Genomic DNA, 15197 nt, shown 5'->3' on the forward strand with positions numbered 1-15197 from the left:
AGTTTGTCGTGTTGTACATATTCTTCGCGTTTTGGCAAGATTCTTGAAAATAAGAATACATACGATGTCCTTTTTTAATCCAAATTTGAAGCGTTTTATAATTCCTTTGCTTTTCCGTTGTCATTTTTTCACCTCCATGTTAAGGATATTATACCAAAACAAGAACATACGTTTCCATTGTTTTATTTGAACAGAAAATATTTTTTCGATTCACCTCACCACCTTCACATATGTTTAGAGGTAGGAGTCCTCTCGAAAGATATGATAGAAACTACAGATTCTCCATTCGTTCTAACTACATGAAAAAGGGACTATTAAGTTTTTGACTTAGCAGCTAAGAAAAAATCTCCATCACCGCCAAATTAAGACTTTATAACCAAAAAACAATATCCTTCCATCATTTTATATTTGCATTCATTCTCTTACATGTAGCCTATTTTTATTGCATTGGTACAGCAACCCAATGTCCTTTCGATACCTCTATGAGCTTGGATTCCTGCAAAGAATATTTGTCCTCTTCATGTATTTCTTCTATTGCCATTCTCTTTTTGTTTGCTTCAATTTTAGGATCCGGTATGGGAATTGCAAATAACAGGGACTTTGTATATTCATGTTTAGGATTCGTATAGAGCTCTTCACTTTCAGCAATCTCCACAATTTTCCCACCATACATGACAGCTACTCGATCACTAATGTGCTTCACCATCGATAAGTCATGTGCAATAAATAAATACGTGAGTCCTAATCGCTGTTGCAATTCCTCTAACAACTTTACAATTTGTGATTGGATTGACACATCCAGCGCAGATAGTGGTTCATCACATACGATAAACTTCGGTTCTACTGCAAGTGCACGCGCAATTCCAATACGTTGCCGCTGTCCACCAGAAAATTCATGTGGATAGCGCATTATATATGCAGGATCAAGTCCAACCATATCAAGTAGTTCTTCAACCTTTCGTGTCCTTTCTTTTTTACTCACACTCATCCTATGTACATCCAGTACTTCACCGATAATATCGATGACTTTAAAACGAGGATTAAGAGATGCATAAGGGTCTTGAAAAATCATTTGCATATGCCGGCGCATCATTTTCATTTCACTTTTGGAAAAGCGATTCACCGTCATCCCTTTATATAATATATCCCCGCCTGTTGGCTCATGAAGGCGTAGTATCGTACGTCCTGTTGTGGACTTTCCTGAACCAGATTCTCCCACAAGCCCTAGTGTCTCTCCTTCCCTAATATGAAAGCTAATATCATCTACTGCTTTTAAAGTGTTACCTTTTCCTAAATCAAAATATTGCTTCAACGATTTTACTTCAACTAAAGGTTTGTCAAGAGGCTTACTATGCAAAAATTTCGTTTTCCTTTTTTCATGTAAACGAGGCAATGCATGCAAGAGCTTTAATGTATACGGGTGCTTAGCATTTTCAAAAATCTCTTCTGTCGTTCCAGTTTCGACAATCTCTCCCTCTTTCATAACAACAACCCGATCGCACATACTTGCTACAACTCCTAGGTCATGTGTGATTAATATAATTGAAATTCCGAAACGAGCTTGCATATCTCTCATTACATTCAAAATTTGTGCCTGAATCGTCACATCAAGCGCAGTAGTTGGTTCATCAGCAATTAATAAAGTAGGACGACAAGCAAGTGCCATAGCGATCATAACACGCTGCCGCATTCCTCCAGAAAACTCATGTGGATATTGATTATAACGAATTTCGCTCTTCCTAATGCCTACAAGTTCAAGCATTTCAATCGCTTGTTCCTTAGCTGCTTTTTTCGATAAACCTTGATGTTTCATCAAAGTCTCTGATATTTGTTTCCCAATTCGAATCGTTGGATTAAGGGAAGTCATGGGGTCTTGAAAGATCATTCCAATTTCCTTGCCACGTATACTTTCCATTTCCTTTTCCGTTTTGTAAGCAAGGTTTTCTCCTAAAAAGACGATTTCGCCTTCTTTCATATGAGACGTAGCTGCTGGAAGAAGGCGCATAATAGAGCGAGCCGTTACACTTTTACCACTTCCTGATTCTCCCACAATCCCTAGTGTCTCTCCCTTTTTCACCTCAAAACTCACACCTCGAACAGCTTCAAATTCTCGATCTCTTACTTGAAAAGACACACGTAAATTTTTAACTTCCAAAATAGCTTCCATCCTCCCTAACCTCCCTTTTATATTCATTTTTAAAATAATCCGAATATTGACTTTTTAATTCCCTTAAAATAAAATATACTATACACATCGGAATAATTCAAATTAATTAAAAAGGAGGTACAATCCATTGGAAGTTACCCAAATACAAAAAACAAGTACCATCTATGGAATTTTCAATCTATCCAATATCATTAACCGTACTTATGAAAAAATGCAGCTACGTCTCCCCTACAAATATTTGATCCTTATACTTGGTTTGCCAGTTAACATCGTTGTCTTTCTTATCTATCTATATCGAAAAAGGAGAGATTCATATTTTTCTATTTTAGAAGAAACAAAGAACTCTTTACTTAAAACTGGATATCGTGAAAATGTAAGGCTCGAATTATTGGATCAAACTTTACGAAAACAAACCTTTTTTAATGAAAAGACAAGTATGCAAAAGACAAATCAATTAGTAGAAAAGTTGACAAATGAACAATTCCATAACATTTTGATTGAAACAGCGAACCAAACGCTTAAGCACCAAGGTAAACAAAGAATCACATTTGAAAATACGTTTCAATCTCTGATCTCACATCCAGTTTTTTTAACCTTATCATTCATTCCAGGTTTACTTATGTATGTACTCCTACTTCTCTATAGTAATTCCTATCTAAAATATATTTTCGAAAGACTCATTATGAGTGCATTTGTCATTTTTGGAGTTTCAATTCTCGTGTTTACCATCCTATATTTGTCACCTTTTGATCCAGCTTCAAACATCCTCGGGGAAACAGCAACAAAAGAACAGATTGCTGCATTTAATCATTTGTATGGTCTCGATCAACCATACTTTCAACAGCTTTGGGATACCCTTAAAGGCATTGCAACTTTTGACCTAGGTATATCTTTCTCAGGTAATGAAGAAGTCATTACAAGTATAGCTAAAAAATTCCCTATCACTCTCGCACTAGCCGTTATCTCATTATTTATGGCCATCATAATCGCAATCCCAATCGGTATCATTTCAGCAACAAAACCGAATTCATTTTTCGATTATACCTTTATGTTCATCGCTCTAATTGGATTATCTATTCCAAATTTTTGGCAAGGTCTCATCTTTATTTTGAATTTCTCTATCAAATTACATTGGTTACCAGCTACATTTACCCCTGAGAATTTACTTTCTATTATTATGCCCATTACTGTACTAGGAACTGGATTTACAGCCTCAATTGCCAGAATGACACGCTCAGCAACACTCGAAGTGATTCATGAAGATTACATTATGACAGCGAAAGCAAAAGGTTTAAGTCAACAGCACATTCTTTGGAAACACGCTATCGGCAACGCTATGATTCCGATTATTACTGTGATTGGTCTCTTATTCGGAGGAATGCTTGGCGGAGCTGCTGTTACTGAAAAAGTATTTAACATAAGCGGCATTGGAAGTTACATCGTTGATAAGCAATTTATCCCTGATATTCCAAGCATTATGGGCGGGGTGATCTATGTAGCGATTACAATTTCCTTAGTTAATGTATGCATTGACATCTTGTATGCATTTTTCGATCCTCGCATCCGTTCGAAAATGAAACAATATTAAAGAAGGTGTATTCATGCTCAATATGATAAAGACAATCAAAAATCAACAAAAAACAAAAGCGCTAGTTTTACTCCCAGAATATACACAAGCTAAATTCACATGTATTCTTTCTCTAGCAATCATTTTTATTCTCGGTCTAAATAGCTATGACTTTGATTCCAAAACATTAAACATATATATATTCGGGACATTTGTAGTCTACACGCTCTTTACATGCTTACAATTCATTATCACATTAAAAATGAAACGTGATCTGCTTCAGTTAGGATATGTACAAAACAAAACGAGACGACTAGGTTACATACAACTCTTAAGTATTTTTGCCGGTCATATCTTTATTACGATCTCTTCATTTCATGTAATAAAAAAGCGAAAAACACTTGAATATATATTTGCTGTATATACGCTACTTACACAGCTCCTTATTATTGTTTTATCAGCACTTAACTTGTTTAAACCTTATGTTGCAGATACCTTTCTTCCATCGATGTTTATACTACTGGCCATCTTACTATTTCAACTCATCACGCTGTTACTCATAGCAATGCATGGACAGAATAATAAAGTTGCACCTTGGTTCATATATATAGCCGTTCCTCTTTTACTGACATCTATAACAGGTAATCTGTTTGCTTTCATACTAGGGATTAATTTAATTATGAAAATTTACAGTAACAATGTAGAGATGATCATGCAATGGGATAGTATTTTGAAAAAAATTACGCAAAATACAACGGCTATGTTAGGTCTATTCTTTATCGTTTTTATATTCTCTCTTTCTATATGTAGCTATGTAACATTCGACTATAGTATGGCTGTCGAAAATAATTATAATGTCATTCTGCATGCTCCAAGTCTTGCTTATCCATTCGGAACAGATAATTTCGGAAGAGATTTGTTTTCTAGAATCATATTCGGAGCTCGCATTTCACTCGTTGTCGGTTTCATTTCTACAATAATCCCTGTCGTTATCGGTGGTATTTTAGGAGCAGTATCTGGTTATTACGGCCGTCGTACCGACAATATTATTATGAGGCTCTTAGATATCTTATATGCCATTCCAGGTATTTTATTAGCAATTGCTATCATTGCTGCCTTTGGAGCTAATACAGCAAATTTAATTGTCGCACTTAGCGCAGGGGCCATTCCCACATACGCTAGAACAATGCGGGCAAATGTGATGATGGTATCAAATTATGAATATGTACTGTCCGCACGCGCATACGGATTAAATAATTTTTCTATTATCTTCAAACATATTGTCCCAAATGCGCTTGCACCAATGATTGTTAAATCTACCCTTACGATTGGTGGTGCTGTCATCGCTACAAGTAGCCTAAGTTATCTCGGTTTAGGTGTTGAACCGCACATACCAGAATGGGGGAACATTTTGAAAATTGGAAGCACATACCTTGAATCTCATTCATACTTGGCGATATATCCTGGCCTTGCCATAATGGCCCTTGTCCTATCTTTTAACTTTTTAGGAGATGGTTTGAGAGATGCACTCGATCCAAAATTAGATTGAATCTAACATTATACTTTTAGGAGGAATGTATTGTGAAGAAACTTTTCTCATCCCTGCTGCTTATATTTGTATTATTAATAGCAGGATGCTCTGTAAACACGAAGTCAGAAGTAGCGGAAAAAACAAAGAAAAAAGCGACTGTAACCGATGATAAAAATCCAGTAGAAATTGAAATTCTTGGCCAAAGTAGTAGTGAAACTGACATTAATATCGTTCGAGATCAGCTTACCAAAAATGGATTCAAAGTGAAATTAAACCTCCAGCCCGATTATGGAGGTTTCAAAGCACAACGAAGTGCTGGTAACTATGATATCGCCTTGTCTAGTTGGACTACTGTTACGGGCAATCCAGATTACGCTGTACGTTCCATATTTAAAACCGGCGGAGACTCCAGCATCATTGCTGATCCAGAAATCGACAAGCTAATCGAGAAAGCGAGTACGCAAACTCCGAAAGAATATGTAAATACGTACAAACAATTAGAACAACTTCTTGTATTTAATAAAGCCTACATTGTACCACTTTACACATCTTTGAAAACACAAGCTATTAACAAAGACATTCTAAATAAGGATTCAGTACGATTAGCAAAATCTCGCGCTCTCGTATGGGAAACAATCGATTTCAAAGACACGAGTAAACGTGAAACAGCACCTCTTATTCTTACTCAAACCGATTCAATTCTTACATCTCTTGATCCTATTAAAGGGAATGACGGCTCTATTAATTCGATTAATACAAACATGTACGTTCGACTCATTAACCTTACAGATAATGATAAGATTACATCCGAAGGTTCTCTATCTCATAACTATAGTACAGCAGAAGGGAATTCCGAATATTATTTCCTGCTTAGAGATGATATAAACTTCTCAAAAATCTCGAATAAAAAAGCAGAAGATACTGGTGAACGTGTCGGAGCTGATGATGTTATTTTCTCACTGAATCGAGCAAAAGACAAAAACTCGGTTCCCGACCACCGTACACATAGCTTACACGAACATATTCAAAATGTAGAAGTAGTGACGGATCTTAGCACACTCGATAAAGTAAAACAATCCGGCAATAACAAATCAGTGAAAGAAGCACTCGAAAAAGACTTAACGACCAAAATCACTGAACTTGTAGCGGATAAACAACAAGCAAATAATAAGGAAGGTAAATATCAAGTTTTAAAGCTTACAACTACAACACCTTTTCCGCAAGTATTAAATTATTTAGCACACCAATCCGCGGGGATCGTCTCTAAAAAGCAAGTAGAAAGCATCAATACGTACGATGTAGCTTCTTTTGATGTGAATAAAGACGTTCCTTATGGTGATCAAAATACAGTGACAGATGGAAATAAATACAATAACACACTGTATGCAAGCGGTCCCTATATTCTTTCTTATAAAAATGATTACGAAGCAATTTTTCAAAAGAACCCAAATTACTTAAAAGGAACAAAGCATGAGCCTAAAATTTCAAATGTTACACTTCGATTCATTAAAGACACAGACAGTGCACTGTCCGCCTTGCGTAACAATGAAATTCATTTATATTCCGGTATTCCGGAAACAAAACATGATCTTATTAAAAGTGATAGCAAGTTAGCATTACAAAACATTGAGAGTAATGGTGTAAGCTACCTGCTATTTAATACAAAAAATCGTGAAGTTGCAAAAAATGAGGCCTTACGAAAAGCAGTTCTCTATTCTATCAACCAAGACGAAATTCTAAGCATTTATCAAAATAAAAAAGTGAAAGCCGTTTCTACAGTCAGTCCAATTGTAAAAACAGGAAATGAGCTAAAAGCCGATCCAGAAAAAGTACAAAAATTCTTAAACAGCTATAAAACAAACAAAAAAGAATAACAAAAGAGAGTGAACGTAAAGAAAATCTTTTCGTTCACTCTCTTTTATTATTTAATATTCTCTTCTAAAGTCTGCTTCTTAATATTCCAATGAGATGTGTGCCATACTGCCATGTCATCTTTTATGTATAATACTTGTGGTGACTCATGTTTAATGCCGAATTGGTCTGCAATACGACTCGAAACATCTCTCGCATCTTGTACGTATAAATAATAAGCAGGTACCTCTTTTGCGTCGCGACAATATGCCTCAAATTCCGCATATGCTCCTTGGCTAATTGGACATGTTGTACTATGTTTAAAAAGAATATATGGTTCCGCCGTTTCTAATACTGCTTCAAGCTCTTCCATTGTTTCAATTTTCGTCATGCTCACCTTATTCACCCCTCATACGGATTGGAAGTCTAGAACGCTTCTCTTTTTTCTCTGCCTTCTTTTCTTCTTTTTCGAGCTTCTTCTCTTGTCTAGTAGTTCGAAAGTGATTATACACTTCAATCGCAGCACTACTCCATTGCACAACTTGTGCAACTTTATCTGCATTATTTTCAATTTCATTTGTGACCGAATCTGATACATTACGAAGTTTCGTATTTAAAGAATGAATTGTCGTTCCAATTCCATCTACGCCTTCTACTACTTTATTTAATGATTGTGATTTCTTTTGAATATCATCAGCTAATGTATTCGTCTTATGCAACAATTGCTCTGTTTCTACGCTTATTCCTTGCATCTGTTTTTCTAAGCCCTCTAGTGTACTTGCAACGTTTTCTAACGTTTTTTGCAATGATAATAATGTTTTACATGCATATATTACTAAAATTGCAAAGGCAATGGCAGCTATAGCTGCACTTACGTATAAAAGAACTTGCATTTCATCACTTCCTTTATCTTATTCATACTTTCTCCTATTATACAATCATTTTCCGTTTCATTCTAATTCTTATCGTTCCCTTTAAATTTTCATACTTATTCGTCAACTACAGCATAAATGTTTAAACAAATTCCATCAAGTAGGTTACAATATAAGAGGATGCATAATGAATAAGGAGGCTTTTACATATGAAAGACCCACGTATTGAAAAACTAGCACACAATCTAATTAACTACTCAATCCGCTTACAAAAAGGTGAAAAAGTATTAATCGAAAACTTTGGCTTGCAAAAAGAACTTGTAACTGCACTTGTGAAAGAAGCATATGCAGCTGGCGGTTTCCCATTCGTTTCCTTAAAAGATCACGGGGTAGATCGTTCTTTATTAATGGGAGCTACGGAAGAACACTTCGAGCAAATCGCTGCCTATGAGGCAAGTGTTATGAAGGATATGGATGCTTACATCGGTCTTCGCTCTGGCGATAACATTAACGAACAAGCTGACGTTCCAAGCGAGCGTATGAAAATCCACGGTCAAACAGTTGGTAAAAAAGTACATAGAGACATCCGAGTTCCAAAAACACGCTGGGTTGTTCTTCGTTATCCAAACGCATCTATGGCACAACTTGCAAAAATGAGCACAGAAGCATTCGAAGACTTCTACTTCGAAGTATGTAACTTAGATTACGGTAAAATGGATAAAGCAATGGATAACCTTGTTGAACTGATGAACAAAACAGATAAAGTTCGCCTTACTGGTCCTGGAACAGACTTAACATTCTCTATTAAAGACATTCCGGCTATTAAATGCTCTGGTCATTTAAACATTCCAGACGGCGAAGTATACTCGGCACCAGTTCGCGATTCTGTTAACGGTACAGTTTCTTACAACACACCATCTCCATATAACGGCTATACATTTGAGAATGTACAACTTAAATTTGAGAATGGCCAAATCGTTGAAGCAACTGCAAACGATACAGAGCGCATTAATAAAATCTTCGATACAGACGAAGGCGCACGTTACGTTGGTGAATTTGCAATCGGCGTAAACCCATACATCTTACATCCAATGGGTGACATCCTATTTGATGAAAAAATTGATGGCAGCTTCCACTTCACACCTGGACAAGCTTATGACGATGCATGGAACGGCAACAACTCCAACATTCACTGGGATTTAGTATGCATCCAGCGCCCTGAATACGGCGGCGGCGAAATTTACTTCGATGACGTATTAATCCGTAAAGACGGACGATTCGTTGTACCAGAATTAGAAGCTTTGAATCCTGAGAATTTAAATTGAACTATCCCCCTACCTCTACAAGAGCTTGAGGTGGGGGATTCTTCTGTCTCTGTCCTCACAAAAACAGTTCCTCTCGTTCAACAAAGAGGATACAGCGATATAGAGTTCGGTAGTGTCTATATGTAATGTAAGACGACCTATTCTATCTTCCGACGAAAGGCAAACAAAATAGGTACAACTACTTTTTCTTATATCGAGGCTAGAACACTTTGTCATGCATCCAGTTCCTAGACTTGTTATCTGCTCTGGTAATAAGCGTAAAAATCTGGGACAAAGTGTTCTTTTTTATCATGCAAATAGTTTTGCAAGTTTTTTCTTTTCACGTTCAAACAAGTATAATTTTTCGATTTGCAACGATTCTTTCGGCTGATTCACATCGTATAGCTGATAGAAATGATGCGTACGAATATCCAATTGATTGTTCAATTGATGCCAATGACTCCAGTGATGTGCGTCTTTCTTTGGAATATAAGGCTGAAGCACCCGAGGTACTTTTTCTTTATATCCTAATCCCCGGCGACCAATCGTAAAAGCCGCGGATTGATGAATAGAGATACCGAACTTCCGCATGTATTTCATCTTTCCGGAGATTGAAGTGTAAGCGGGATTCACTTGAAAGACAGCCACGCCCCTTTTATTTGCACGGTTCATAATTGCACTTGTCATCTTCTCATACGCAAACATACTCTTCATCCGATTCGCTCGCTTATTCCCATATCGATTCCCTGTTTTCGATTGGGTCGTATCTAGTTTCTCTAGTACAATTGGTTTGTTATACCGCTCCGCTAAATCCACTAAGCGAATCGCTTCCACTTCGATGATTTTTGTGATTTGTCCTGTAGATTTCCCCATGATAGAAAAACGAAGGGAACCACTTCCTTTATAATTTCCATCCTTCGTTACATTCGCCCAAGCAAAATGCTCAAGATTACAATCTACACCGATTACACCATCTGATGTACTGTAATTCGTGTGTGGATTTTCCGGTACATCAACTAAACATTTCACAATATAATAGGTACCATAGTCTTCCACAGACCATGCAATCGGTTTGCCATATTTTTTCTTATTCTTACACTGTAGTTGGGTTGTGATTACTTCTTCAATCATTTCTTGCCCATACGGGAACCTAACAGCTGGAAATATAAGTGTTTTCCCAGAACTTGTCGTCATCCATAATTCATTTGTGTCAGGCACATACTGAAATACAAAATTTCCATATTTAGCATCTTTACGGCCAGAGAGTGTAAGCTGTTTATTTCGACCATGAGAAAATAATGTTTTCCATTTGTCATGGTTCCGTACAAACTCGCAGGTGGTAAATTGAGACTTAAATAGTTTTTTGCTTCCAAATACTGCGCTTGGGATATTTGTTTGATAAGATGAAAGTTTTTGTGTTAAACGGAATTGTCTGTGGGTTAGAAGGCCAATTTCCGCCTGAATCCTTTTGATTTGAACATCTAAGTACTGATGCTCAAATAGATATTCACTCAGCCAAATTAGAGTTTCTTTTTTACGAGATAAGGAGATGAGGTTGTTGTGCTTCGCGAAGCGAGTGTTTTTCGGAAACGTCAACTTTCCATTTACACAACTTTGTTTGATTTTACGAAGATTTGTTAGTTTTGTTCGTTCTTGTTTTAACTTTTTCTTGAGTTTCTTAAGCTTCTCTTGTGTTTGTTTTTCATATAATTTTTGTAACTCCATTAAACCTGTAAACAACACCTTTGCTTCTTGCATCGCACTGTTTGCATAGTAATCATTCAATTGATAGTTCCGTTTGAGAACGAGATGAAGACTGTCTGTGTACATCTTACGGTTCCAACGTTTTTCCCGGACGATTGTTTGAAATGCAAAGCGTTTCGCTCGATTAAATGTTTCGATTGTCTGTGTCAGTGCATCTATCATTTCATGCGGTAAATTGGTCTTATAGATTCGTTTCGAAAAATATGCTTTCTTCACCTGTTCTCACCCCATTTTACTTGATACGATTATTATACACCGGAACAAACGTATGTTCTATCAAGAAAAGAACATTTTCTTTAAAAAAGAAAAAAACTGATTCATCTCACGCCCTCACTTCGTTTAGAGGAAGGGGTCTTCTCAGTTAAAATGATAAATCGTTTCTAATTGCTTTTCCTTTTCCCAAGAAATTGCTGTTTGTAATAACAAACTTGCTGTCTTCCACACCTTTCCGCGAAACTCTTTCTTCACAAACATTTTCCGCAACGCAACTTGCTGATTCCCAATATCTAATAAGGCTACATTGCCAACTACTTTTCCTTCATATATTGCTACCCAAAAATTCCCGTTATCTCTTTGATAAAAATTCTCTATTTCTAATAAGTCAGGTTGCTCTTCCTTCGTAATCGGTACGTTATACTCCTTTTGCTGAATGTGCACAATAAGGTCCACTACTTCATTTTGAAACTTACTCTCATACGGAGTAATACAAATCGAATCGCTCATCGGATTTTCCTCCATTCTGAAGCTAGTAAACTATATACCGCAATATCATAAAAATGATCATATAGCCATTCTTCCTCACGCAAAATACCATCTAATTTAAAACCAAGACGCTCTGGAACCGCACGACTTTTCTTGTTTTTTACGCCGCAACGAATTTCAATTTTATTTAGTTTTAAATCTTCAAACGCATAGCGAAGCACAGCTTTTACACTTCGCGTCATAATTCCTTTTCCACCTGCTTCTTCGGCAAGGTAATATCCAAGACTCGTTGCTTTCTTAGCCCAGTTCACCTCGTGAATACCAACCATTCCAACGATAGTTTCGTTGTAACGTATCCCCGTCTCAAAACCGTTTCCATCTGCAAATCTCTTCAGCCATATTGGAAGAATTTCATCATATGCATCAGCTGATTTTGTCCCATCGACCCATGGAAGCCACTCATTTAAATGCGCTCTGTTTTGATCTACTAATTGATATAGTTCTTCTTTATGATGTTTTTCTAACAATTGAAGTTCAATTTCATCATCGACGCGAAGTGTGAACATTTCTCCATCCCCTTTTATTCTTTCTTATTATTCTAACATTTCGAACTAAAAAATGTTAGCACTTTCTTTTGCTTTCACCTTCATAATATCAGAAGAATATAGTACCCCTGTAATCACTAATACCATCCCTACACATTGTGCCATCGTTATGTTTACTCCTTCTATAAATGAAATAAGTAACGTAACAACAGGGACCAAGTTAAAAAATAAAGATGTTTTTGCCGCTCCAATTTGCGCGATTCCTTTGTTCCACCAAAGGTAACCAAGCACACTCATTCCAATTGCCATGAATAAGATAGCAAGCCATGCGAATAGAGGAATTTCTGAAATAGGTACTACCCCCTTTTGTGTGAGAGATACAATAAGGAAAGCAACCGCTCCAATGGTCATTGTATATGTCGTTGTTTGTATGGGACTTCCGTTCTTAATAAACCTTCTACCTAACACTCCATACAATGCCCAGCAAATATTCCCTAATAAAATATAGCAATCACCTTTTGAAAATGCTAAGTTTTGTATGATAGAAAATGAACCTTGCGTAATAACAAAGATAACCCCGAGTAATGCAAATCCCATTCCAATTACTTGCTGTTTCACAATTTTTTCTCGCAAGATAAAACTCGCTAATATTGTCGTCACAAGTGGATTCGTTGCCATAATAAGCGAACCATTTATCGCTTCTGTATGTTTCATTCCTAAAAAGAAAAAGAAGTTAAATCCAAATACACCTACCATACCAAGCAAAACATAGTAACCGATATTTTGTTTCCATATTTCTCTCTCAAAGTTTCTTCTTATCATTAAGATACCCAGCATTACAAAAGCAGCGATTCCAAAACGCCAAGCTGCGATATGAACCGCTGAAAAATATTGTACTGCGTATTTTGAAGCATTGAACGTTCCACCTGTAAATATCGCAAAGCCTAAAAGCTGCAGATATATTTTATTTTTCATTGTCGTCCTCCGCATCTTTGCCATCTAAAAAACCATAATAAATTTCTAATTTATCCTCTGTTAGCTTTACTACACGGTTTAATTGCTCTTGTTGCTCCTTTAAACGATCTAAATGCGCTGTTAAAATCGCAATTCGCTTTTTCACCTTTGCAGGCACTTCCTCTTTTCTTTGTCTAATCTCTTCTATAATGCACCCATCACTTGCAAACTCCGCCATCTCTTCTAGTGACATCCCCGTTTGTTTTAATGAGTACAAAAATTTCAACAAGCGTACGTCACCTTCCGTATATTGGCGAATACCACTGTTTCGCACTGGTGGTGGTAATAATCCTAACTTTTCATAATAACGTAGTGTATGAATGCTCATCCCCGTTAACTCTGCTACTTCGCCGATCTTATACATGCTATCTCCCCCTTGTTTTTCACATGTTCATCTTACAACCTAGAGTTCACTCTAGGTCAATACATAAATAAAAATCGTTGATATATATCGACCACTCGATACAATTCAATACAGAAACAAACCAAAAAGACGCACAGCCACCGCTGTACGTCTTTTTACTTTATTACTTCTCCGCAACTTGCACTTCTTTCACGTAAGCTGCTTCAAATTTTTGGATGTCACCTGCGCCCATGAAAATAAGAACGCCGTTTTTATGTTTCTTTAATACATCCGTTGTTGTATCTGTAATTAATTCCGCACCATCAATGCGTTGTTGCAGGTCTTGAATTGTTAAACCACCTTGTTTTTCACGTGCTGATCCGAAAATATCACATAAGTATACTTGATCAGCTTTGCTTAGGCTTTCTGCAAACTCATTTAAGAACTTTTCTGTACGTGAGAATGTATGTGGCTGGAATACAGCGACAACTTCACGCTCAGGATGCTTTTGACGAGCTGCTTCAATCGTTGCATTAATTTCTGTTGGATGGTGTGCATAATCATCAATGATGACTTGTTCTCCCATCGGTTTTTCATTAAAGCGACGTTTTACGCCTTCAAATGTTGTTAATTGATGTTTTACCGCTTCTACATCAACATTTTCATAATGGCAAAGCGCAATAACTGCTAATGCATTTAAGACGCTATGATCGCCGTACCCTGTAATTTTGAATGTTTCATAATACGTATTACGAACGAACACATCAAATACAGTGCCATCTGTTCTCTTTTGAATATTACGAGCTTGGAAATCATTGTCTTCCCCAAATCCATAGAAAATAACAGGTACTTTCGCTTGAATTTTTTGCAGCTCTTCGTCATCACCACATGCAATAATTCCCTTTTTCACTTGAAGCGCCATCTCTTGGAATGCACTAAATACATCATTCACATCTGTAAAGTAATCCGGATGATCAAAATCAATATTTGTCATAATTGCATAGTCTGGATAGTAAGACAAGAAGTGACGACGATACTCACATGCCTCAAACACAAAATACTTACTATTTTCTACCCCATGCCCTGTTCCATCTCCAATAAGATACGATGTTGGGTGTGCACCTTGCATAACATGGGCTAATAAACCTGTTGTCGATGTTTTTCCATGTGCACCTGTTACCGCAACACTTGTATACTTATTCATAAGTTCCCCTAAAAAGTGATGGTAACGGTGTACAGGGATATTTAATTCTTTCGCTGCTACAATCTCTTCATGCGTATCAGGGAACGCATTTCCTGCGATAATCACTTGTCCTTCTTTGACATTATCTTTATCAAAAGGAAGGATGGAGATATCACGCTTTTCCAAAGCTACTTGTGTAAAGAAACGTTTTTCAAAATCAGAACCTTGAACAGTATGCTTCATGTCATGAAGAATTTGTGCTAACGAACTCATTCCTGTTCCTTTAATTCCTACAAAATGGTAAACTGTCATCTTAAAGAACCTCCAACATTTCGAACTAATACAACGTCCTAT

Annotated in this window: 12 protein-coding genes and 1 pseudogene; 4 read left to right on the forward strand and 9 right to left on the reverse strand. The window is 36.8% G+C overall.

All coding sequences use genetic code 11. The features are described from left to right. Positions 1 to 439: 439 nt before the first annotated feature. On the reverse strand, positions 440 to 2167 hold the full coding sequence (locus ACX5JI_RS22380; protein WP_459503221.1) for an ABC transporter ATP-binding protein: 1728 nt from the start codon (positions 2165 to 2167) through the stop codon (positions 440 to 442). 127 nt (positions 2168 to 2294) lie between these two features. On the opposite strand from ACX5JI_RS22380, the gene ACX5JI_RS22385 reads away from it, so the two are divergent. Genes ACX5JI_RS22385 through ACX5JI_RS22395 form a run of 3 tightly spaced genes read left to right on the forward strand, consistent with a single transcriptional unit; the run spans position 2295 to position 7139 of the window. Further along, entirely contained in the window at positions 2295 to 3755 is a 1461-nt protein-coding gene (locus tag ACX5JI_RS22385) for an ABC transporter permease (protein ID WP_459503222.1), read from the forward strand. A gap of 22 nt (positions 3756 to 3777) precedes the next feature. Further along, a complete protein-coding gene (locus ACX5JI_RS22390) occupies positions 3778 to 5283 on the forward strand; it encodes an ABC transporter permease (protein WP_459503326.1) in 1506 nt (501 codons plus the stop codon). Positions 5284 to 5315: 32 nt separating this feature from the next. Beyond that, a complete protein-coding gene (locus ACX5JI_RS22395; protein WP_459503223.1) occupies positions 5316 to 7139 on the forward strand; it encodes an ABC transporter substrate-binding protein in 1824 nt (607 codons plus the stop codon). A 47-nt stretch (positions 7140 to 7186) separates the two neighbouring features. Here the strand turns inward: ACX5JI_RS22395 and ytxJ are convergent, their stop codons facing one another. Both ytxJ and ACX5JI_RS22405 read right to left on the reverse strand, forming a co-directional pair. Next, complete coding sequence (ytxJ, locus tag ACX5JI_RS22400; RefSeq protein ID WP_459503224.1) at positions 7187 to 7513, reverse strand: bacillithiol system redox-active protein YtxJ; 327 nt, start codon at positions 7511 to 7513, stop codon at positions 7187 to 7189. Position 7514: 1 nt separating this feature from the next. Then, the gene (locus tag ACX5JI_RS22405; RefSeq protein WP_459503225.1) at positions 7515 to 8009 is read right to left on the reverse strand and encodes a DUF948 domain-containing protein; all 495 of its coding nucleotides are present in this window, start codon (positions 8007 to 8009) and stop codon (positions 7515 to 7517) included. 188 nt (positions 8010 to 8197) lie between these two features. Between ACX5JI_RS22405 and ACX5JI_RS22410 the strand changes: the two genes are divergently transcribed. Next, positions 8198 to 9313, forward strand: a complete 1116-nt coding sequence (locus ACX5JI_RS22410) for an aminopeptidase (protein WP_459503226.1) — start codon at positions 8198 to 8200, stop codon at positions 9311 to 9313. Positions 9314 to 9601: 288 nt separating this feature from the next. On the opposite strand, the gene ACX5JI_RS22415 is transcribed toward ACX5JI_RS22410, so the two are convergent. The 6 genes and pseudogenes from ACX5JI_RS22415 to murC form a co-directional block, all read right to left on the reverse strand. Further along, on the reverse strand, positions 9602 to 11272 hold the full coding sequence (locus ACX5JI_RS22415; RefSeq protein WP_459503227.1) for an IS200/IS605 family accessory protein TnpB-related protein: 1671 nt from the start codon (positions 11270 to 11272) through the stop codon (positions 9602 to 9604). A 153-nt stretch (positions 11273 to 11425) separates the two neighbouring features. Further along, positions 11426 to 11779, reverse strand: a pseudogene (locus ACX5JI_RS22420) (GNAT family N-acetyltransferase); the annotation flags it as partial. After that, complete coding sequence (locus ACX5JI_RS22425) at positions 11776 to 12324, reverse strand: GNAT family N-acetyltransferase (RefSeq protein WP_459503228.1); 549 nt, start codon at positions 12322 to 12324, stop codon at positions 11776 to 11778. The pseudogene ACX5JI_RS22420 and the gene ACX5JI_RS22425, both read right to left, overlap by 4 nt. A gap of 45 nt (positions 12325 to 12369) precedes the next feature. Beyond that, positions 12370 to 13278 carry a DMT family transporter gene (locus tag ACX5JI_RS22430; RefSeq protein WP_459503229.1) on the reverse strand — a complete coding sequence of 303 codons (909 nt, stop codon included), beginning with the start codon at positions 13276 to 13278 and terminating at the stop codon, positions 12370 to 12372. Continuing rightward, complete coding sequence (locus tag ACX5JI_RS22435; RefSeq protein WP_459503230.1) at positions 13268 to 13681, reverse strand: MerR family transcriptional regulator; 414 nt, start codon at positions 13679 to 13681, stop codon at positions 13268 to 13270. The genes ACX5JI_RS22430 and ACX5JI_RS22435 overlap by 11 nt, the downstream gene beginning before the upstream one ends. A gap of 163 nt (positions 13682 to 13844) precedes the next feature. Continuing rightward, complete coding sequence (gene murC, locus ACX5JI_RS22440) at positions 13845 to 15155, reverse strand: UDP-N-acetylmuramate--L-alanine ligase (protein WP_459503231.1); 1311 nt, start codon at positions 15153 to 15155, stop codon at positions 13845 to 13847. Positions 15156 to 15197 lie beyond the last annotated feature (42 nt).

Source organism: Bacillus sp. C1 (genome assembly GCF_054570475.1).